Source organism: Rathayibacter sp. VKM Ac-2835, from assembly GCF_013266705.1.
In the GTDB taxonomy this organism is placed as follows: Bacteria; Actinomycetota; Actinomycetes; order Actinomycetales; family Microbacteriaceae; genus Rathayibacter.
Genome location: NZ_JABSNQ010000002.1, coordinates 479108 through 499979, shown reverse-complemented (window position 1 = coordinate 499979; position 20872 = coordinate 479108). Strand labels below are relative to the sequence as shown.

Genomic DNA, 20872 nt, shown 5'->3' with positions numbered 1-20872 from the left:
CCAGCGTCGGCGGACCGGGAGTTCAGAGGTGCGCCTCTCAGAGGTGCGGCGACACCGTCTCGGCGAAGGCCGCGACGACGCGCTCGGCCACCTCGGGGTACGCCGTGTCCCAGACCTCCTGGTGGAAGATCTCGACCTCGACGTCGCCGGTGTACCCCGCCTCGACGACCGCGCGGGTCAGTGAGGCGAAGTCGATGACACCCTCTCCCGGGTAGCGGCGGGCGAGCAGCACGTCGGCCGGCAGCGGGGTCGCCCAGTCGCAGACCTGATAGCTCGCGATCCGGCCCTCGGCTCCGGCCCGGGCGATCTGCGCGAGGACCTGCGGGTCCCACCAGAGGTGGAAGGTGTCCACGACGACGCCGACCGCGGCCGCGTCGAACGGCGCGGCGAGATCGAGCGCCTGGCCGAGCGTCGAGACGACGGCGCGGTCGGACGCGTACATCGGGTGCAACGGCTCGATGGCGAGCTGCACGCCCGCCGCCGCGGCGTCGTCCGCGAGCTCGGCCAGCGCCTCCTGCACGCGGGCGCGAGCGCCGATCACATCGCGCGAGCCGGTCGGCAGCCCGCCGGCGACGAGCACGAGCGCGGGTGCGCCGAGCGCGGCGGTCTCCTCGATCGCGCGGCGGTTCTCGTCGATCGCCGCCCGCCGCTCCGGCCCTTCGGGCGCCGTGAAGAAGCCGCCGCGGCAGAGGGAGGAGACGCGCAGCCCCGAGTCGGCGACGAGGCGCACGGCCTCCGCCAGCCCGACCTCGGCGACCGGCTCGCGCCAGAGGCCGATCGCGGACATGCCCGCGCCGGCCGTGGTGTCGAGCGCCTCGGCGAGCGAGGCGCGCTTGATGGTGGCCTGGTTGAGCGAGAGGCGCGGGTCGGCGCTCACGCGTGCACCGCCTCGACCAGGTGCAGCGCCTCGACGCCGCGGGTCACCTCGACGCCGTTCAGCGCGAGCAGCCCGGTCCAGCGGTCGGCCGCGAGCTCCGGCCGCTCCAGCGCGCCGGACGCGTTCGCGAGCCGGACGATCTCGGACAGGTGCGGCAGCGAGCGCGCGGAGTGCAGACCGCCCACCATCGAGAAGGCCGGCTGGTGGCCGTTCAGCCAGGAGAGGAAGGCGACGCCGGTCTTGTAGTACTGCGTCGGCGCGGCGAAGACCTGGCGCGAGAGCGCCTCTGTCGGGGCCAGCACGCGGCGGTACTCGGCGGTGTCGCCGGCGTCCAGCGCCTGGATCGCGGCGGAGGCGCTCGGCGCCAGCGCGGCGAAGGCGCCGAGCAGGGCGTCCGACCAGCGCGGTGTGCCGTCGGCGTCCGGAGCGCCCTCGATGAGGCCGACGTAGTTGAAGTCGTCGCCCGTGAAGAGGGTCGCGCCCTCGGGCAGCCGCGAGCGCAGCGCGATCTCGGCATCCGCGTCCAGGAGCGACATCTTGATGCCGCGCACCGAGTCGAGGTTGTCCTCGATGATCCGCTGCACGACCGGGAACGCGTCCACCGGGTCGGCCGCGCCGAAGTAGCCCTCGAGCACGCTGTCGAACGCAGTGCCGAGCCAGTGCAGGACGACCGGCTTCGTGGCGCGCGCGAGCACGGCGGCGTAGACGCGCTCGTAATCGGCAGCCGACTCCGCGGCGCGGGCGAGGTGGCGGCTGGCCATCAGCACGACCTCCGCCCCCGCGTCCTCGGCGAAGGCGAGCTGCTCGACGTAGGCGTCGATGACGGTGGCGAGCGGAACCACGTCGTCGGTGAGCTGGTCGGTGTTGATCCCGACCACGAGCGCCCCGCCGACCGAGGCGGCCTCGGCCGCGCTGCGGCGGATCAGCTCCTGCGTCGCCGTCCAGTCCAGGCCCATGTTGCGCTGCGCGGTGTCCATCGCGTCGGCGACGCCGAGGCCCCAGGACCAGACGTGGTGGCGGAAGCCGAGCGTGGCGTCCCAGTCGATCTGGGCCGGGTGGCCGGGACGGTTCTCGCCGTGCACGAGCGGCACGACGTGCGCGGCGGCGTAGGCGGTGCGCGAGCGCAGCGGCGCGGTCGGCCTCGTGTGCGCGGGCGCGGGCAGCAGCTCGATCGAGCGGGTCGCGCCGTCGGCGCCGAGGAGGGTCAGCCCGGTCACTGGACGGCGCCCGCCTGCGCGAGCGCCTCGGCGTCCGCAGCGGCGTCGAGGGCGGCGACGTCGATCCGGCGCCCGTCGCGCGAGGACTCCAGTCCGAGCTCGGCCAGGCGCACGCCGCGGGCTCCGGCGAAGAAGTCGTACTCGTGGGGAGCGTCCTCGACCACGTGGCGGATGAACTGCTCCCACTGGGTCTTGAAGCCGTTCTCGAACACGTCGTTGACGGGCAGCTCCTGCCAGTCCTCGGCGTAGTCGTGGGTCTCGGGCAGGTCCGGGTTCCAGGTGGGCTTGGGCGTGGCGACGCGCGGCTGGATCTTGGCGCCGAACAGGCCGACGACGGCCGAGCCGAGGGTGCCGTCGACCTGGAACTCGACGAGCTCCTTGCGGTCGACGCGCACCGCCCAGGAGGAGTTGAGCTGGGCGGTGATGCCGCCGGCGAGGTCGAAGATCGCGTAGGCGGCATCGTCGGCCGTCGCCGTGTAGGGCGCGCCGTTCTCGTCGACGCGGGTCTCGATGTGGGTGGTCGCCTTGGCGTAGACGCCCTCGATCGGTCCGAAGAGGTTCTCGAGCACGTAGTTCCAGTGCGGGAACATGTCGACGATGATGCCGCCGCCGTCCTCGCTGCGGTAGTTCCAGCTCGGGCGCTGGGCGGCCTGCCAGTCGCCCTCGAAGACCCAGTAGCCGAACTCGCCGCGCACGCTGAGGATGCGGCCGAAGAAGCCGGAGTCGATCAGGCGCTTGAGCTTCTGGAGGCCGGGCAGGTAGAGCTTGTCGTGCACGACGCCGTTCTTGATGCCGGCCTCCTTGGCCAGCTCGGCGATCTCGAGCGCCTCGGCGTAGGACTCCGCGGTGGGCTTCTCGGTGTAGATGTGCTTGCCGGCGGCGATCGCCTTCTTGATCGCGGGGACGCGCGCCTTCGTCACGAGGAAGTCGGCGTAGACCTGCCACTTCGGGTCGGCGAGCGCGGCGTCGAGGTCCGTCGTCCAGTTCGTCAGGCCGTGCTTGCCGGCCAGCTCGGCGAGCTTCGCCTCGGAGCGGCCGACCAGCAGCGGCTCGACCTGCACGCGGGTGCCGTCGGAGAGCAGCACGCCGCCCTGCTCGCGGATCGCCAGGATCGAGCGGACGAGGTGCTGGCGGTAGCCCATCCGGCCGGAGGCGCCGTTCAGGATGATCCCGAGGGTGGGGGTGGTCGGCTCTGACACGGTGCGCCTTTCGGAGGAGGGGAAGCGTTTTCCTGATGCTAGCCGTCTAGTCGTGTTGCGGGCAAGCGCTTTCCCGCTCGTAGGAGGAACGGTGGCGGGCGGGTCTCGACACGCGCTCCGCGCTACTCGACCAGCATGTGCGCGCGTCCACGCCGAAGCGCCTCGCGCGCCCTGCATGCTGATCGAGTAGCCCGCGGAGCGGGCGTATCGAGATCCCCCCACCGTCAGAACGGTGCGGGAGCATCGTCGAAGCGAGGCCCCGGCGGCCGTTCCGGCGGCCGCCCGGGCAGTGGGGGTGGTCGGTCGCTGATCCGCCGGCCGGTCGGGCTCGTCCAGACGAGGGTCCCGTGGTCATCGAACCGGTCGTAGCTCCACTGCTCTCCGTGCCGCACGTGGTGGTGCGACGTGCACAGCATGACGAGGTTCTCGAGAGACGTCTCGCCGCCGTTGCACCACTCGAGGGTGTGATCGGCCTCGGCTGTTGAGGCCGTGCGGATGCAGCCGGGGAACCGGCAGGTCTGATCCCGCAGCTGCAGGTGCAGGCGCATCTGGGATGGCGGAACGCGCCAGGTGCGGCCCACGGACACGACGGCGCCGGTGTCCGGGTCGGTCAGGACCCGGGTGAAGGACGCCGCCGTGCGGATCAGCTCGCGGGCGATCTCGGCGGGGACCGGGCCGTAGCCGTCGAGATCGGCGGGTGCGTCGTCGAGACCGACCGCGGTGGAGGCGGCGAGGGTGAGGCGCACCTCCGCGCGGACGCCGGGGACGAAGGTCGGGTCGGGCCGGTGCTCGGCGTTGGGCGTGGTTCCGGCGATGTCGCCGTCGCAGAGCAGATCGACCGCGGCGTCGGCGCTGAGCTGCTGGAGTGTGCGCGGGTCGCCTTCGTCGCGGAGGGTGCGGGCGATGCGGCGCAGTCGGTCGTAGGCGCCGGAGACGGCGGGCGCGGGAGCGGAGACGCAGAGCGTCGCCATCCCGTCGACGTCGGGCGTGATCCAGACGGCGCGGTCCTCCTTCGCGCGTGCGTGGCGCTCGACGAGGGGCTGCTCGTGCAGCTCCTCCCGCCAGCGGCCGAGGGCGCGGCGCAGCTGCGTCGTCGTCATCGTGAGGACGGCGTCAGTGGCACGCTCATCGAGCGCCCCGCGGGAAGCCTCCGGGAGACTGCTGGCCGTCCTGCAGATCGCCTCGCCCGCATCCCACAGGATCCGGCCGTCGCGGAGGAGAGCGCGGGTGAGCGGGAGGTACTCCATCAGCAGCTGCGCGGTCTCGAGGCGGCGAGAGGCCTCCTGCTCGGACACGCCGATCGCGGCCGCGAGCTCGGCGCGGACAGACCGCTCGACGAGGTCACGGGTCTCACTCCGGGACGCGCCGCGCGCGAACGCCTCCGGGACGGTGAGCGCGACCCGGTAACCGCGGTGCATCCGCTCCGCCGCCCGGAGGCGCGTCGGCGATGCAGCACGCTCGGCGGCCGCGGAGTCGTCGAAGCAGTCACGCACCTCCGCGAGTGCTGCCGCATTCTCATCTTCTGACATACGAGTATTGAAGCAGGGACCACCGACATCGGGGCGGGGTGCTGAGTCATCCGGGGACAGTGCTGTGGGATCGGGGGCTGGGGAGGAGGCTCGTTCCCGGGTGCCTCGGCGAGCGTCGGTCTCGATACGCCCTCCGGGCTACTCGACCTGCATGAGGTGGCCCGCGCCGACGCGCCCTGCACGCGCCTCATGCTGATCGAGTAGCCCGCGCAGCGGGCGTATCGAGATCGACCACCCTCAGAACAGGTGTCTGCAGACCTGCCCTTCAGCGGACGGCGGGTCTCGAGGCGCCCCTCCGGGCTACTCGACCTGCATGACGCGGCGCGGCCACGTCCTGTCCCTCACCACCGAGACGCGAAGCGGCTTCTCCGCTCGGTACGACCCGCTGCGCGGGCTGCTCAGCGAGGACGCGCTGCTCGACCAGCAGAGGCGGGGTGCGCGCGCTACGCGGCCGGCGCGGTCCGCCGCGGGGTGCTCGCCCGCAGCACGACGCGGGTCGGCAGCTCGACGGACGCGCCGTCGGCCTCGTCGCCGAGGGCCGCGGCGACCGCCCGCTCGCCGAGCGCGGCCAGCGGCACGGCGACCGTGGTCAGCCCGGGGTGCACGTCCTCCGCGATGGGCGCGTCGTCGAAACCCGCGACGCCCATGCCCGCGCCGGGCTCGACCCCGGCCGCGCGCATCGCGGAGGCGACGCCGACGGCCATCAGGTCGGTGACGGCGAAGACGAGGTCGATGTCAGCGGAGAGCCCGGCCAGCAGCGCGGCGGCCGCGTCGAACGCGCCGTCCCGGGTGAGCGGCGCCTCGACGATGAGACTCGGATCGACGCTCACACCGGCCGCAGCCAGCCCCTCGAGGAATCCCGCGACCCGGTCCGACGACGTGAGCACCGCCTCCGGACCGCGCACGATCGCGCAGCGCCGGTAGCCGGCCTCGGCGAGCGCCGCGGCGAGCGCCCGGGCTCCCGCGCGGTTGTCCACCTGCACCGAGGGGAACGGCAGCCCGCCCTGGCTGATCATCGCGACCCGCCCGCCGGACGCCTCGTAGGCCTGCAGCTCGGCGATCAGCGCGTCGCGGTGGCGGTCGGCGGCGAAGCGGCTGCCGGCGAGCACGATGGCCCGCGGCCGCCCGCCGCGGAGCGAGCGCACCAGGCCGAGCTCCTTGTCCGGGTCGCGGTCGGTGACGGCGATGCGCACGTCCAGCCGCGCCGCGTCGGCGGCGCCGATGACGCCGGACGCGATGCCCGAGAAGTAGGGGTCGGTGATGTCGCTGACGAGCAGCGCGATCGTCGAGGTGGTCCCCCGCGCGACGGCCTGCGCCGCCGGGTTCGCGGAGTAGCCCAGCTCGGCCGCGGCCGCCTCGACCCGCTCGCGGTACTCCCCCTGCACCTTGCGGGCACTGCCGTTGAGCACGCGCGACGCGGTGGCCAGGGACACCCCCGCCGCACGGGCGACGTCGTGCAGCGTCGCGGCGGCGGTCGTTCGTCGTGCTGCCACGGTGCTCCTCGGGGTCCGGCGGCGGCTTCCCGCGCGCTCGCCAGTGTACGGAGGAGTGGGCGCGCTCAGCTCGCGTCGAGCGGCGACACCCCCGTCAGCTCGGCGGCGCGGTCCCAGAGCCGGCGCGCGCGGTCGCGGTCGCGGGCCGCGCGGTTCGGATTCACCTGGCGCGGCGCCCCGCGGACCTCGCCGAGGCCGCCCGGTCCGTAGTAGGCGCCGGAGCGGGCGTCGGGCGAGGTCGCCGCGAGCAGCGTCGGCAGCGCGCCGTCGTCACCGCTCTGCCCGACCGTGCGCATCAGGGTGCCCATCAGCGCGCCCTGTCCCGCCGTCGCGTGGGTGTGCAGCTCGGTCACCGACATGCCGGGGTGCGCGGCCATCGAGCCGACGCTCGAGCCCGCCCGGCGCAGGCGCCGGTGCAGCTCGAACGCGAAGACCAGGTCGGCCAGCTTCGACTGCCCGTAGGCCGGCCACGGGCTGTAGCGGCGGCGCTCCCAGTTCAGGTCGTCGAAGTCGAGGGTGCCGAAGCGGTGCGCGAGGCTCGAGAGCGACACCACCCGGTCGGCGATCCGCGGCAGCAGCAGCCCGGTCAGCGCGAACGGTCCGAGGAAGTTGGTGCCGAACTGCAGCTCGAAGCCGTCCGCCGTGCGCCCCTCCGGCACCGCCATGATGCCGGCGTTGTTGACGAGCACGTCGATCGGCCCGGTCGCCTCGGCGAACTCGCGCACCGAGGAGAGGTCGGCGAGGTCGAGTCGCCGGACGACGACATCGCCGCCCATCCGCTCGGCCGCCCGCTCGCCCTTCTCGACGGTCCGGCAGGCGAGGACGACGTGGGCGCCGTGCTCGGCGAGCGCCCGCGCGGTCGCCTCCCCCAGTCCGCTGTTCGCACCGGTGACGACGAACGTCCTGCCGGTCTGGTCGGGGATGTCTGCGGCGCTCCAGGAGGTCATCCTCCCACCCTAGATTCCGGGCGTGCACGCCACCTGGACGCCGGTCAGTCCTCGGTCCAGCGGTACCAGTGCGCCACCGTGACCGGGCCGAGCTCGAGGAGAGGAGACGCGTCGCGGCGCCGGCGCTCCTCCGCGCTCCCGGTCAGGCCGATCCGCGCCTCGGGCGACATCGGCAGGATCTCCAGCAGGATCTCTCCCGCTCCGACCGCCCCGGCGCCCAGCTCGTCGAGGTCGAGGACCCACGGCCCGCCGTCCCAGAACTGATCGGCCACGACCTCGCCCCCGACGAGGATCCGCGCGACGTCGCCGGCCCAGTGGATCTCGAGCTCCCGGCGCCGAGCACGGGAATCGAGTGCGGGGACGTCGAGCCGGTGGACCGCCGCGGCGGCGAAGTCGGCGTCCCGCGGCGCGGAGGCGCGCCCCGCGGACTCGCCGTAGGAGGCGGGCACGCCGGCACCCTCGCGGACCAGCGCGACGCCGACCTCGACCGCGCCCCGCGGTGATGCGGCGGATCCGGGAACGGGGACGAAGCGCTGCCGCTCGACGTCCCAGGCGCGCGGCGGACGGCTGCCGTGCCGCAGGTCGCCGGCGATCCGGCCCGAGCCGTCCGTCCAGACCGGATCCTCGGAGAGGACGAGGCGGCGGCGCCCGGCCTCGACGAGCACCGACGCCTCGTCGCCCGCCTCCGCGGACAGGATCAGCACCGAGCACGCTCCGCCCGCGCCGCGCGCCCGCACCAGCACCGGCTCGTCGACGTCGAGCCGGAGGATCCGCCCGTCCTGCCGCACGCCGTCGACCTCGAGCTCCGCGCCCTCGGCGAAGGCCAGCTCCGCGGTGACGCCGCGCGCCGCGACCAGCACCAGCGTCGGCTCCGCCCCGTCGAGGAGCGTCAGCGGCGTCGCGGTCGCCCAGTCCAGCCGCACCCCGCCGACCGTCAGGCCGACCGGCCAGACCGCCAGCGTCCCCGCCGGCACCGCAGTGCTCACGGAGGGGAACCGCACGGTCTCGTCGTCCAGGCCGACCTCGAGCAGCACACCCGGGTGCTCCGGCAGCGGCTCGTGCGGCTGGTGCCAGGTGACGAACACGAAGCCGCTCGTCCCGTCGCTGCGCAGCGCCCAGCGCAGGGTGTCCGTGTCCTGCTGGCTCGAGGGCAGCTCGTCCGGCAGCGTCGACGGCATCTCCGCGAGCCGCTCGCCGAACGCCTCGAGGAAGGCGTGCTGGCGCCGCAGCAGCGCGAGCGTCGGCGACGGCCGCCCGCTCGCGCCGATCGGCGCGCGGAAGTCGTAGTCGAACCGCGGCAGGTCGTTCGGGTAGCCGGTGGCCTGCGACTCCTGCAGCCCGTCGACCGTCACTCCACGCGGGTTCGTCCCGCCGGCGTACATGTAGTACCCCTGCCAGGCCGAGCCGTTGCCGATCTTGGTGTGCGCGACCGCCGCGATGTCGAGCGGCTGCACGGCCGGGCGCCGGTGGTAGGCGGTGGCCATACCGCCGCCGAGCTCGCAGGTCGCCGGCGGGTAGTCGAGCGAGGGGGCGCGGGGCGTCACCGCGTCGGTCGCACCGCGGACGTCCGCGCCGATCCCCGGGTCGTCCCACTGGTGGCTGAAGAAGAAGTGGTCGCGGAAGGTGGTGTCCCACGGCGAGTCCGACTCGACCCAGAAGCCGTCGGCGTAGCCGCCGAAGAGCGGCAGGACCTCGTCCAGCGGGAGGTCCGCGCCGCCCCAGCCCGTCGACGTCCAGATCGGCGCGGTCAGTCCCGCCTCGCGGGCCAGGCCCTTCAGCGTCCGGATGTGCTCGGGCTGGTCGTAGATCTCGTTCTCGAGCTGGATCGCGACGACGTTGCTGCCGGGCCCGCAGCGCGAGGCCAGCTCGCCGCCGAGGGCGCCGAACCAGTCCCGGACGAGCGCCAGGTAGCGGGGATCGTCGGTCCGGTGCCGCACGTCGGCGTCCTGCACCCAGTCGGGGAACCCGCCGTTGCGGACCTCGCCGTGGCACCACGGCCCCACGCGCAGCACGACGTCCAGCCCGACCTCGGCGCACAGGTCGACGAACGCGCCGACGTCGAGGTCCCCGTCGAAGCGACGGGCGCCGCGGACCTCCTCGTGGTGGATCCAGATCGTGTAGAACGCCACGACGGTGACGCCGCTCGCGCGCATCAGCCGCAGCCGCTCCTCCCACCGCGCCCGCGGCACGCGGCTGCAGTGCAGCTCGCCCGACACCGGGACGAACGGCCGGCCGTCGCGCAGCACGGAGCGGCTGGTCAGCCGCCAGCGGTCGTGGCGGTCGACCGTGTTGCTCATCGCGGGCTCCCGGCGCTCGGCGGCCCACGGGAGGTGCCGCACCGACGCGGCGGTGACGGTGTCCTGGCGTGCTTCGGTCATGGAGATGCTCCTTCGGATCCGGCCGATCGATCCCGTCCACGCTAGCGGGGGCGGATCCGGGGCCTCCCCCTCAGCGCCGCGCCCGCGTCGACGCCCGCACCACCAGCTCCGGCAGGAACACCGTCTGCCGCGGGATCAGCTCCGGGTCCGCCGCCTCCTCCAGCAGCACGCGCAGCGCCGTCCGCCCGATCACCGAGCTCGGCTGCCGCATCGAGGACAGCGGCACGGCGGCGGCCGCGGCGAAGGAGATGTCGTCGAAGCCGATCAGCGCGATCTCCTCCGGCACGAGCATCCGCCCGTCCACGGCGAGCGCCTGCAGCAGCCCGAGCGCGACCAGGTCGTTGGCCGCGAAGAGCGCGTCGGGGCGGTCGCGCCGCGGCCGGGCCAGGATGCGCGCCCCGGCGGCGACCCCCTGCGCGACGGTCAGCGCCGTCGTCGCGACCACCTCGAGGTCCACCGCGGCGTCGCTGTTCTCGACCGCGACCCGCGCTCCCGCGAGCCGGTCGGTGACCTGGCGGATCTCGAACGGCCCGCCCACGAAGGCGAGCCGCCGCCTCCCGGTCGCGATCAGGTGCTCGGCCGCCATCCGCCCGCCGGCCACGCTGTCGACCGAGACCGAGCTGTAGCGGCCGTCGCCGCTGAAGCGGTCGACCAGCACGACCGGCACCCCGCGCCCGCGCAGCTTCTCCAGCCGCTGCGAGATGTCGCCGTAGGGAGCGATCAGCACGCCGCGCACCTGCTGCTCCTCGAAGAGGTCGAGGTACTGCCGCTCGCGCGACGGGTCCTCATCGGTGTTGCCGTAGAGCACGGCGATCTGGTGGCGGGACGCCTCGTCCTCGGCCCCGCGGACCACGTCGTTGAAGAACGGGTTCTGCCCGTCGAGTACCACGAAGCCGACGGTCGAGCTCACGCCGTTGCGGAGCTTGCGCGCGGCATCGTTGCGCACGTAGCCGAGCGACTCGACGGCGGCGTTCACCCGGGCGAGCGAGTCGTCGGAGACCTCGTCCGGCCGGTTGAGCACGTTGGAGACCGTGCCGACCGAGACGCCGGCGCGCAGGGCGACGTCGCGGATGCTCACTCGCGCCACTTCGCCTCCCCTGGGACGCCGAGCCGCCTTCCGCGTTGACCGCTCCGGCTCAGCGTCCCTATAGTAGCGATGAAGCTGGATGAATCGATTCAGGTCCTCTTCATCCGAAGCCGGGACCTGATCGCGATTCCCCTCGATGAGGAGGTACCACCCGTGGCATCAGATCCGCCACCCGCACTCGAACTCGCCCGCGTGGTCAAGGCGTTCGGCGCCGTCGTCGCGCTGCGCTCGGGCACCATCGCCGTGCACCGCGGGTCGATCCACGCCCTCGTCGGCGAGAACGGCGCCGGCAAGTCGACGCTCGTGAAGATCATCGCCGGAGTGCACCAGCGCGACGCGGGCGAGTTCCTCCTCGACGGCGAGCCGGTCGACTTCTCCTCGACCGCGCAGTCGAAGGCCGCGGGCATCGCCGTGATCTACCAGGAGCCGACGCTCTTCCCCGATCTCAGCGTCACCGAGAACATCTTCATGGGCCGCCAGCCGCGCGGTCGCCTCGGCCGCATCGACCGCAAGGCCATGCGCACCGAGGTCGTCGGCCTCTTCGAGCGCCTCGGCGTCCGGATCGACCCCGACCGCCCCGCCGAGGGCCTCTCCATCGCCGACCAGCAGATCATCGAGATCGCCAAGGCCATCTCGCTCGACGCGAAGGTCCTCGTGATGGACGAGCCGACCGCCGCGCTCTCCGGCGTCGAGGTCGAGCGCCTCTTCACCGTCGCCCGGTCGCTCCGCGACGAGGGCCGCGCGCTGATCTTCATCTCGCACCGCTTCGACGAGGTCTTCTCGCTCTGCGACACCATCACCGTGATGCGCGACGGCGCCTACATCTCCACGACCGCCACCACCGACGCCACCGTCGACGGCATCGTCCGCGAGATGGTCGGCCGCGACATCACCGAGCTCTTCCCCAAGCAGACGACCGAGATCACCGACGTCCTGCTCGAGGTCGCCGGCCTCACCTCGGCCGGCGTCTTCCACGACATCTCCTTCACCGTCCGCGCCGGCGAGATCGTCGGCCTGGCCGGCCTCGTCGGCGCCGGCCGCAGCGAGGTCGCCCGCGCCGTCTTCGGCGTCGACCCGTACGACTCCGGCTCGGTCACTCTCGCCGGTGGCCGGATCCCGGCCGGCAGCCCCTCCGCCGCGATGCGCGCCGGGCTCGCGCTCGTCCCCGAGGACCGCCGCAAGCAGGGCCTCGTGCTCGACTCCTCCGTCTCGCGCAACATCACGATGGCGATCCAGAAGTCGCTGTCCAAGGGCGGCCTGATCACCGGCCGCCGCGAGAACACGGCCGCCCGCGACTGGGCCGCGCGCCTCGAGGTGAAGACCGACGCGCTCGACACCGTCGCCGGCACCCTCTCGGGCGGCAACCAGCAGAAGGTCGTGCTGGGCAAGTGGCTCGCCACGGATCCGAAGGTCCTGATCATCGACGAGCCGACCCGCGGCATCGACGTCGGCACCAAGTCCGAAGTGCACCGGCTGCTCTCGCAGCTCGCCGGGGAGGGAATGGGGATCCTGATGATCTCGTCCGAGCTGCCCGAGGTGCTCGGCATGGCCGACCGCGTCCTGGTGATGCGCGAGGGGCGGATCACCGCCGAGCTCGACCGCTCCGACGCCACCAGCGAGACCGTGATGCTCGCCGCCACCAGAGGGGCAGCCGCATGAGCACCGCCCAGGCGCCGGCGCAGAAGCGCGTGCCGGCCGCGAAGCCCAACGCCTTCTCCTCCGGCTTCGGCTCCTTCATCCGGGCCCGCGAGACGGGAATCCTGCTCGCGCTGGTCCTCGTCGTCATCGCGACGACCGCGAAGAACCCGACCTTCCTCTTCTCCCCCGACGGCTGGCGCGACCTGCTGCTGACCCCGTCGATCCTGATCCTGATCGCGGTCGGCCAGGCCATCGTGATCATCACCCGCTCGGTCGACCTCTCGGTCGGCTCGATCCTGGGGCTGACCGCCTACCTCACCGGCCGGCTGTTCCTGGACGTGCCGGGGATCCCGATCCTCGCGGTCTTCGCCGCCGGCGTCGTCTTCGGCGGACTGCTCGGGCTGATCAACGGCGCGCTCGTCGCGTTCGCGAAGGTCCCGGCGCTGGTGATCACCCTCGGCACGCTCTACGCCTACCGCGGCATCAACGTCGCCTGGACGGGCAGCGACCGGATCAACGCGTCCGATATGCCCAAGGACTTCCTCGCCCTGGGCACCGGCCAGTTCCTCACCATCCCGTACCTCACGATCATCGCCCTCGTCGTGCTGGTCGCCGCGGGCTGGTACCTGCGCAACCAGCGCGCGGGCCGCGAGTTCTACGCGATCGGCTCCGACCCGGACGCGGCGCGGCTCTACGGCCTGCCCGTCACCCGGCGCATCCTCGTCGCCTTCGTCGTCTCCGGCGCGCTGACCGGCCTGGCCGGCGTGCTCTACGCCGCGCGCTACGGCACCGTCAACTCGCAGGCCGGCTCCGGCTACGAGCTCGACGCGGTCGGCGCCGCGGTGATCGGCGGCGTCGCGATCTTCGGCGGCTCCGGCACGGTCTGGGGCGCGGCGATCGGCGCCGTGCTGCTGCTCACCATCAACCGGGCCCTGCCGATCCTGGGCGTGCCCGACTTCTGGCAGCGGGCGGTGGTCGGCGTGCTGATCATCGGCGCGATCGTGCTCGACCGCGTGCTCTCCCTCCGACAGTCCCGCAAGCTCCTCGAAGAGAGGGACGACTCCTGATGAGCCTCGTCACCGACACCACCGCCGTGCGCACCGCGCGCGAGTACCGCGACTACGCCCGCCCGGCCTGGCAGCGGATCCTCTTCAGCCGCGAGACGGCCATCGTCGTGCTGCTGATCCTCGTGATCGTCGTCGCCTCCGCCTCGGTGAAGAGCTTCGACAAGCCGATCACCATCACCTACCTGTTCCTCGACATCGCGCCGACACTGCTGATCGCGCTGCCGATGACGCTGATCATCATCACCGGCGAGATCGACCTGTCGGTCGCCTCCACGGTGGGCCTGGCGAGCGTGCTCACCGGCACGCTGCACCAGGCCGGAGTGCCGTTCGAGGTCGCCGCGCTGATCGCGATCGTGGCCGGCGCCGCCGGCGGAGCGCTGAACGGCTTCCTGGTCACCGTCGTCGGGCTGCCCTCGCTCGCCGTCACCATCGGCACGCTCGCCCTCTACCGCGGGCTCGCCGTCGGACTGCTCGGCACCACCGCCGTCACCGACTTCCCCGAGTTCTGGACCGACCTCGCGAAGGCCAAGCTCGTCGGCCCGGTGCCGCTGGTGGTGCTGCCGTTCGCGATCCTGGCGATCGTCTTCGCGGTGGTGCTGCACTCCACCCGCTTCGGCCGCGGCGTCTTCGCCATCGGCCTGAACGACGAGGCGGCGATCTTCTCCGGCGTGAACGTGAACCGCACCAAGTTCATCCTGTTCGTGGTCTCCGGCGCCGTCTCCGCGCTGGCCGGCATCTACTACACGCTGCGCTACGGCTCCGCCCGCGGCGACAACGCGACCGGGCTCGAGCTGCAGGTGATCGCGGCGGTCCTGCTGGGCGGCGTCTCGATCTTCGGCGGCCGCGGCGCCCTGCACGGCGTGATCGCCGGCGTGATCCTGATCGGCGTGATCGCCTCGGCCCTGCGCCTCGCGAACGTCACCTCCGACGTCATCAACATCATCACCGGAGTGCTGCTCGTGCTCTCGGTGGTGTCCACCAGCTTCCTGGCCTGGCTGTCGCGACTGCGGCGCTCGGGCAGGAGACGCCCCTGATCCCGCATCACCGGCACAGCACCCGCACCACCCCGCACCACCCCCACAGCACCTCGACGAAAGGCAGACGATGATGTTCTCCTCCCGTGGGCGCCGCTTCGGCACCCTCACCGCACTGGCTGTCTCGGTCGCGCTCGTCGCGACCGGCTGCTCCGCCTCCGACGGCGACTCCGGCGGCGACTCCGGCTCCGGCGAAGGCTCCGGCGACTACTCGATCACCTTCCTGCCGAAGAACCTCGGCAACGCGTACTTCGACACCTCCGACGCCGGCGGCGAGAAGGCGATCGAGGAGTTCGGCGGCACCTACGCCGAGGTCGGCCCCGCTGAGGCCTCCCCCGACGCGCAGGTCTCCTACATCAACACCCTCACCCAGCAGGGCGCCGGAGCGATCGTCGTCTCGGCGAACGACCCGAAGGCGATCTGCGACGCGCTGAACGAGGCGCGCGACAACGGCACCAAGGTCGTCACCTTCGATTCCGACACCAACGCCGACTGCCGCGACCTCTACATCAACCAGGCCACCGCCGAGGGCATCGCCAAGGCGCAGGTCGACCTGATCACCGAGCAGATCGGCGACAGCGGCGAGGTCGCGATCCTCTCCGCCTCCGCGAACGCCACGAACCAGAACGCCTGGATCGAGCTGATGGAGCAGGAGCTCACCGCGAACCACCCCGACGTGACCCTCGTCGACACCGTCTACGGCGACGACGACGACCAGACCTCGTTCGACAAGACCGCGGCCCTGCTGCAGACCCACCCCGACCTCAAGGGCATCATCTCGCCCACCACGGTCGGCATCGCCGCCGCCGCCCGCTACCTCTCCACCTCGGACTTCAAGGGCGAGGTCGCGCTGACCGGTCTCGGCACGCCGAACCAGATGCGCGAGTTCGTCGAGGACGGCACCGTCACCGCGTTCGCGCTGTGGAACCCGGGAGACCTCGGCTACCTCGCCGCCTACGCCTCGAAGGCCCTGATCGACGGCGACATCACCGGCGCCGAGGGCGACACCTTCGAGGCCGGCGACCTGGGCTCCTTCACGGTCGACGCCGACGGCACCGTCCTCCTGGGCGACCCGTTCACCTTCACCGCGGACAACATCGGCGACTTCGACTTCTGATCCGTCGGCCTGCTGATCGCGGCATGCTGATCGAGTAGCGCCCGCAGGGCGCGTATCGAGATCCACCGTCCATGACACGGTGGGTCTCGATACGCCGCTCCGCGGCTGCTCGACCAGCATGGCTGCATGCCGCTCGAACAGCTTCCGCAGGGCGACCCCCGTTCATGCTGATCGAGTAGCGCCCGCAGGGCGCGTATCGAGATCCACCGAATCCGAGCGAAAGGCCCCACCCCATGCAGCGCGTCTGCTTCCAGCTCCAGGTGCGACCGGAGCTCATCCCCGAGTACACCCGCCGCCACGCCGCGATCTGGCCCGACATGGCCGCCGCCCTGAAGGCCACCGGCTGGAACAACTACTCCCTCTTCCTCCGCCCCGACGGCCTGCTGATCGGCTACTTCGAGACGCCGTCCCTCGAGGCCGCCCGCGCCGGGATGGCCGCCACCGAGGTCAACGCCCGCTGGCAGGCCGAGATGGCCGAGTTCTTCGTCGAGCTCGACGGCGCCCCCGACACGGACTTCCTGCAGCTGACCGAGGTCTTCCACCTCGAGGACCAGCTCTCCTGACTCCTCTCCTCCTCCCCGACACCCATCGGACAGAGCCGCGGCTCCGAATGATGCACGGGGTCGATCGAGGAGGTCGCAAGGATGTCGTTCAACAGTCGCCGCTGGCAGGTGCGCACCATCGTCGCGCGGGTCCGGGCCACCGCCGCCGTCGGCACGGCGGGCCTGGACACCGCCGCCCGCGCTGACCGCAAGCTCGAGATCCTCCGGGTCGCGGACGGCGTCGACGCCGGCCGGGTGAGCAACGACCAGGCCGTCGCCGCCTTCGAGCGGCTGGCGGAGGAGCTCCGTCCGCACCCCGAGGCCCGGCTCGGTTGACGCACCGTCGTCAGGGCGCGCGGTGACCGCCGACGCCCCGTCCGCGCAGGACGACGTCGTCCCGCCCCTCGCCGACGGCGACCACGCCGCGTTCCGCCGGCTCTACGAGCGCACTGTGCGCCGCGTCCGCTCGATCACCGTCGGCATCCTGCAGGACCACGCGCAGGCCGAGGAGGTCGCGCAGGAGACCTACTTCGAGCTCTGGCGCTCGGCGGCCCGGCACGCGGTCCTCGAGGAGCAGCAGCACCTCGTCGCCGTGATCGCCCGCCGACGCGCCATCGACCGCGTCCGCGCCGCGCAGTCGTCCCGCGAGCGCGACCACCGCTACGCGATCCACAGCTACCTCCGCGAGATCGACGAGGCGGAGACCCGTGGCGAGATCGTCGGCGAGTTCGGCCGCGCCGCCGTCGAGATCCGCCGCCTCGCCCCGAAGCACCGCGACCTGCTCTTCCTCGCCTACGTCCGCGGCCTGTCCCACTCCGAGATCGCCGCCGAGCTCGACCTCCCCATCGGCACCGTCAAGACCCGCCTCCGCGACACCCTCGCCCGCCTCCGCCGCGAGCTGACGACCCCGTCCCCCTGACGCGCCCTGCACGCCGGTCGAGCAGCCACGCCCTGCATGCTGGTCGAGCAGCCGCGCAGCGGCGTATCGAGACCAATCCCCGTCAGAGGGCCGGGTCTGCAGACTCCCCCCTCCGCCCACGCCGTGGCCCCCGCCCTCCGCGCGCGGAGAGCGGGGGCCACGGCGACGCCGTCAGCGCGTCAGAGCGTCTGCGCGAACGGGTCGAAGTCCACCGGCACCGCGGGCACCGGCGCGGACAGCGAGCTGTCGATCGCGACGAACTCGCCGCTCTCGGCCGACTCCTGCGCCGACAGCATGACGTCGAGCACGTGGAAGCCGAGCTCGCCGGTGGCGACGTGCGGACGGTCCTCGGCGATCGCGCGGACCATGTCGAGCAGTCCGAGGCCGCGGCCGACGACCGTGCCCTTCTGCTCGATCTCGGTCCACTCCTGCTCGCCCCACTGGCCGTCGGCGATCGAGGTGCGGGCCTTCACGTACGCGGTGCGCCCCTCGAACTGGTTCGGGTCCGGGATCACGATCGACCCCTCCGTGCCGTGGATCTCGAAGACACCGTGGCGCTCGAGCGCGGAGTCGAAGCTGAGCAGGCTCGACGCCTGCGGCCCGGCCGCGAACGAGGTCAGCACCTGCAGCGAGGTCGGCACCTCGACCGGGAACGTGGTCCCCGCGTCGGGTCCGGAGCGGATGACCCGCTCCTCGAGCTTCTTGCGCCCGAGCGCGGCGACCCGCGCGACGGGTCCGAACAGGCTGACGAGCCCGGTGAAGTAGTACGGACCCATGTCCAGCAGCGGGCCCGCGCCCTCCGCGAAGAGGAACGCCGGGCTCGGGTGCCAGAGGTCCGGTCCGACCGTCTGGAAGACCGTGGACGCGAACATCGGCTCGCCGATCACGCCGTCCGCGATCGCGCGCTTCGCGGTCTGGAAGCCCGGGCCGAGCAGCGTGTCCGGCGCCGAGCCGACGCGCAGCCCCTTGGCGGCGGCGTCCTGCAGCAGCTGCGCGGTGCCGGCGCGATCGAGGCCCAGCGGCTTCTCGCTCCAGACGTGCTTGCCCGCGGCGATCGCCGCGGCCGAGACCTCGACGTGCGCGGCGGGGATCGTCAGGTTGACGACGACCTGCACACCGGCGTGCGCGAGCACGTCCTCGGCCGAGCCCCAGGCGGGGACGCCGTGCTTCTCGGCCTGGCTCTTCGCCCGGTCGAGCAGCAGGTCGCCGACGATCAGGACCTCGACGTCCGGGAAGGACGCGAGGTTCTCGAGGTAGGTGTCGCTGATGACGCCGACGCCGATGACGCCGATCCCGACGGGGCCGCTCATGCCGCGTACCCGCCCTTCACGAGGAAGTCGTAGCTGGCCTGGATGTCCGCGAAGACGTCGCCGGGGGCGTTGTCGTACTCGATGACGGCGTACTTGATGGCACCCTCGCCGGCCTCGAGCGCCTCGACGAGCGGCACGTCGCCCTCGCCCGGGCGGCGCTGATCGAGGGTGTCCGAGCCGAAGGCCGCGGCGCCGGGAGCGAACGGGTTCTCCGCCGGCGCGATGCCGTCCTTGACGTGCACCGCGACCAGGCGCGAGCCCAGCTTCGACACCAGCGCGGGGCCGTCCTGACCGCCGGTCAGCGCCCAGAACAGGTCCAGCTCGATCTCGACGCGCTCGTCGGTGGTCGCGACGAAGCGCTCGTACGCGGTCTGCCCGTCGAAGGAGGCGATGAACTCCTGCGCGTGGTTGTGGTAGCCGACCTTGAGGCCGAAGGTCGCGGCGACCTCCGCGGCCTTGTTCAGGCGGTCGGCGATGTCCGCGACGCCGTCCTCGGTCAGCCAGCGCTCGGCCGAGACGAACGGGTCGATGACGGTCTGGATGCCGATCTGCGCGGCCGCCTCGAAGACGACCTCGGGGGCGGGCGTGGGGATGGAGCCGTCCGGCGTCCACAGCTCGTCGGAGAGCAGCGGAGCGTGGCCGGTCGGCGAGGCGAGACCGCTCGCGTCGAGCGCGGCGCGGATCTCGGCAGGGCGGCGGACGAAGTCGAACGCCTCGACGTTCTTCAGGCCGATCGCCGCGAGCTTCTCGAGCGAGCCGTTCGGGTCCTCGGAGAACTCCTTGGCCAGCGTGTAGAGCTGGATGGAGGCCAGGGGCAGAGTCATGATCGATGTCGCTTTCACTGGTGATGGTGGTGCGGGCAGGACTGTCGTCTCCGACCAGCCTGTCCTATGGACGTCCGAGAAAGGCCTATCGGACTTTCTTGATGGGGAGGATGACGAGTGCGCCGACCACCGCGGCCAGTGCGCAGACCGTGAACCACAGGCCGTAGTTGTTGCCGGTCGGGTCGCTCACGTAGACGAGGATGCCGCCGACCAGCGGGGCGAGCGTCTGCGGCAGCGCGTTGGCGATGTTGAAGACGCCGAGGTCCTTGCCCGAGTCGTCGGGGTTCGGCAGCACGTCGACGACGAGCGCGAGGTCGACGCCGACGTAGATGCCGTAGGCGAGGCCGAGGACCGCCTCGAGGACGTAGAAGGCGCCGATGTCCTGCACGAAGATCAGCGCGAAGGTGCCGACCGCGAAGAGCGCGGTGGAGCTCCAGACGAACACCTTGCGGCGGCCGATCCGGTCCGACAGCCAACCGGCGAAGTAGCTCGCGCCGACCAGCGTCACAGTGTAGATCAGCACGCTGGTGGTGATGACGGCCGGGATGTTGCCCTCCTCGACGCCGATGTGGTTGAGGAGGTAGAAGAAGCGGAAGGTGGTGAAGCCGAAGCTCGCGAAGATGATCAGGAAGCGCGACCACCAGGCCAGCGCGTAATCGGGGTTCTTCACCGGGCTGACCCAGAAGGTCTCGGCCCAGTCGCGCAGCGTCGCGCGCGGCGGCGCCTGGGGCAGGCGCTTGTCGGGCAGGACGACCGCGAAGACGACCATCGCGACGATCGCCAGGATCGACGGGGCGACGAACATCACGACCAGCTGACCGGCGAACGCCTGGGCGACGTACGTGCCGCCGAGGATGCCGACGTTCTGCGCGATCCCGAGCGCCGCGGTGATCTTGCCGCGCTGGAACTTGGGCACCTGGTCGGCGAGCGTCGCGGTGAAGGGCGCGAGCGTCATGTTCGCGCCGAGCTGGGCGAGCGACCAGCCGACGGTGGCGACGAGCAGGGTGGGGGCGAGCGCCATGATCGCGAAGGCGACCGTCATCAGCACCGTGCCGGTGACGATCCAGATCCGGCGGCGGCCGAAGCGGCTCGTCGTGCGGTCGGAGAGCCGGCCCACGACGACGTTCGCGATCGTGGCGAAGAGGGCACCGAAGCCGCCGAGCACCGCCGCGGCACCGGTCGCGCCGTCCTGCGCGATCTCGCCCGACTCCACGAGCGCCTGGATCTTCAGGCCGATGCCGACGACGGCCGGACCCAGCAGCGCGATGAAGAAGATCAGCTGCGCCGCGAGCAGCCAGAAGACGTAGCCCCTCGTCGCCGGCTCGGTCGGCTCGGAGAACGCGTGATGCCCCCGCACTGTCGCCGTCGCGGTGGTCATGCCCGAGGGCATCCCCGCCGCGGATCCGCTGGACGTCGTCATGATCGTTCCCTCTCGTCATCGAGTGTGCAGAGCCGAGCAGCGCCCAAAACCTTGCGTCGTGTGGTTTTGAGTATGCTGGGCCGCTCGCATCGCCGCAACCGTCGGCCACCCGATACCGGTCTCCGAGTTGCGCAAGATCCTGCCCCGTCGACGCTAGTCCTCCCCCTCGCGCCCCCACCGCCCCGCACCCGAGCTGGCGCGCGACGTCCCGCGAGCAGACCCCGGACGTCGGACTGCACGCCCCTCGGCGCCGAACCGCGGACGCCCCGACGGA

The 20872-nt window shown here is 72.3% G+C and carries 18 protein-coding genes; 7 read left to right on the top strand and 11 right to left on the bottom strand.

Annotation, left to right across the window (positions count from 1 at the left end; genetic code table 11):
* Nucleotides 1-37: 37 nt before the first annotated feature.
* The 8 genes from HRK28_RS10165 to HRK28_RS10130 all read right to left on the bottom strand — a co-directional run bounded on the left by HRK28_RS10165 (nt 38) and on the right by HRK28_RS10130 (nt 10727).
* Nucleotides 38-877 carry a sugar phosphate isomerase/epimerase family protein gene (locus tag HRK28_RS10165; RefSeq protein ID WP_367948389.1) on the bottom strand — a complete coding sequence of 280 codons (840 nt, stop codon included), beginning with the start codon at nt 875-877 and terminating at the stop codon, nt 38-40.
* The gene (locus HRK28_RS10160) at nt 874-2094 is read right to left on the bottom strand and encodes a DUF993 family protein (RefSeq protein WP_173251343.1); all 1221 of its coding nucleotides are present in this window, start codon (nt 2092-2094) and stop codon (nt 874-876) included. The genes HRK28_RS10165 and HRK28_RS10160 overlap by 4 nt, the downstream gene beginning before the upstream one ends.
* Nucleotides 2091-3236, bottom strand: coding sequence for a Gfo/Idh/MocA family protein (locus tag HRK28_RS10155; RefSeq protein ID WP_160091451.1), 1146 nt, complete (start codon nt 3234-3236; stop codon nt 2091-2093). The genes HRK28_RS10160 and HRK28_RS10155 overlap by 4 nt, the downstream gene beginning before the upstream one ends.
* Before the next feature lie 281 nt (nt 3237-3517).
* Nucleotides 3518-4822, bottom strand: a complete 1305-nt coding sequence (locus HRK28_RS10150; RefSeq protein ID WP_173251341.1) for an HNH endonuclease signature motif containing protein — start codon at nt 4820-4822, stop codon at nt 3518-3520.
* A gap of 443 nt (nt 4823-5265) precedes the next feature.
* Entirely contained in the window at nt 5266-6315 is a 1050-nt protein-coding gene (locus HRK28_RS10145) for a LacI family DNA-binding transcriptional regulator (RefSeq protein ID WP_173251339.1), read from the bottom strand.
* A gap of 65 nt (nt 6316-6380) precedes the next feature.
* Nucleotides 6381-7262 carry an oxidoreductase gene (locus HRK28_RS10140; protein WP_173251337.1) on the bottom strand — a complete coding sequence of 294 codons (882 nt, stop codon included), beginning with the start codon at nt 7260-7262 and terminating at the stop codon, nt 6381-6383.
* A 44-nt stretch (nt 7263-7306) separates the two neighbouring features.
* Nucleotides 7307-9640, bottom strand: coding sequence for a beta-galactosidase (locus HRK28_RS10135; protein WP_160090828.1), 2334 nt, complete (start codon nt 9638-9640; stop codon nt 7307-7309).
* Between the two features lie 70 nt (nt 9641-9710).
* On the bottom strand, nt 9711-10727 hold the full coding sequence (locus HRK28_RS10130; RefSeq protein ID WP_160090829.1) for a LacI family DNA-binding transcriptional regulator: 1017 nt from the start codon (nt 10725-10727) through the stop codon (nt 9711-9713).
* Nucleotides 10728-10880: 153 nt separating this feature from the next.
* Between HRK28_RS10130 and HRK28_RS10125 the strand changes: the two genes are divergently transcribed.
* The 7 genes from HRK28_RS10125 (at nt 10881) to HRK28_RS10095 (ending at nt 17044) form a co-directional block, all read left to right on the top strand.
* Nucleotides 10881-12386 (top strand): sugar ABC transporter ATP-binding protein, encoded by a 1506-nt coding sequence (locus tag HRK28_RS10125; RefSeq protein WP_367948388.1) that lies wholly within the window; start codon nt 10881-10883, stop codon nt 12384-12386.
* Entirely contained in the window at nt 12383-13432 is a 1050-nt protein-coding gene (locus HRK28_RS10120; RefSeq protein WP_173251333.1) for an ABC transporter permease, read from the top strand. The genes HRK28_RS10125 and HRK28_RS10120 overlap by 4 nt, the downstream gene beginning before the upstream one ends.
* Nucleotides 13432-14466: an ABC transporter permease gene (locus tag HRK28_RS10115; protein ID WP_160090832.1), complete on the top strand. Its 1035-nt coding sequence runs from the start codon at nt 13432-13434 to the stop codon at nt 14464-14466. The genes HRK28_RS10120 and HRK28_RS10115 overlap by 1 nt, the downstream gene beginning before the upstream one ends.
* 70 nt (nt 14467-14536) lie before the next feature.
* The gene (gene rhaS / locus HRK28_RS10110) at nt 14537-15583 is read left to right on the top strand and encodes a rhamnose ABC transporter substrate-binding protein (RefSeq protein ID WP_160090833.1); all 1047 of its coding nucleotides are present in this window, start codon (nt 14537-14539) and stop codon (nt 15581-15583) included.
* A gap of 233 nt (nt 15584-15816) precedes the next feature.
* Complete coding sequence (locus HRK28_RS10105; RefSeq protein ID WP_160090834.1) at nt 15817-16146, top strand: L-rhamnose mutarotase; 330 nt, start codon at nt 15817-15819, stop codon at nt 16144-16146.
* Between the two features lie 81 nt (nt 16147-16227).
* Entirely contained in the window at nt 16228-16461 is a 234-nt protein-coding gene (locus tag HRK28_RS10100; protein WP_160090835.1) for a hypothetical protein, read from the top strand.
* 22 nt (nt 16462-16483) lie between these two features.
* The gene (locus HRK28_RS10095; RefSeq protein ID WP_160090836.1) at nt 16484-17044 is read left to right on the top strand and encodes a sigma-70 family RNA polymerase sigma factor; all 561 of its coding nucleotides are present in this window, start codon (nt 16484-16486) and stop codon (nt 17042-17044) included.
* A 179-nt stretch (nt 17045-17223) separates the two neighbouring features.
* Here HRK28_RS10095 and HRK28_RS10090 read toward each other — a convergent pair whose 3' ends face one another.
* From HRK28_RS10090 to HRK28_RS10080, 3 genes are all read right to left on the bottom strand, one after another.
* The gene (locus HRK28_RS10090) at nt 17224-18354 is read right to left on the bottom strand and encodes a Gfo/Idh/MocA family protein (protein WP_160090837.1); all 1131 of its coding nucleotides are present in this window, start codon (nt 18352-18354) and stop codon (nt 17224-17226) included.
* Nucleotides 18351-19178: a sugar phosphate isomerase/epimerase gene (locus HRK28_RS10085; protein ID WP_173251332.1), complete on the bottom strand. Its 828-nt coding sequence runs from the start codon at nt 19176-19178 to the stop codon at nt 18351-18353. Before HRK28_RS10085 ends, HRK28_RS10090 begins: the two co-directional genes overlap by 4 nt.
* Before the next feature lie 85 nt (nt 19179-19263).
* On the bottom strand, nt 19264-20598 hold the full coding sequence (locus HRK28_RS10080) for an MFS transporter (RefSeq protein WP_217274644.1): 1335 nt from the start codon (nt 20596-20598) through the stop codon (nt 19264-19266).
* Nucleotides 20599-20872 lie beyond the last annotated feature (274 nt).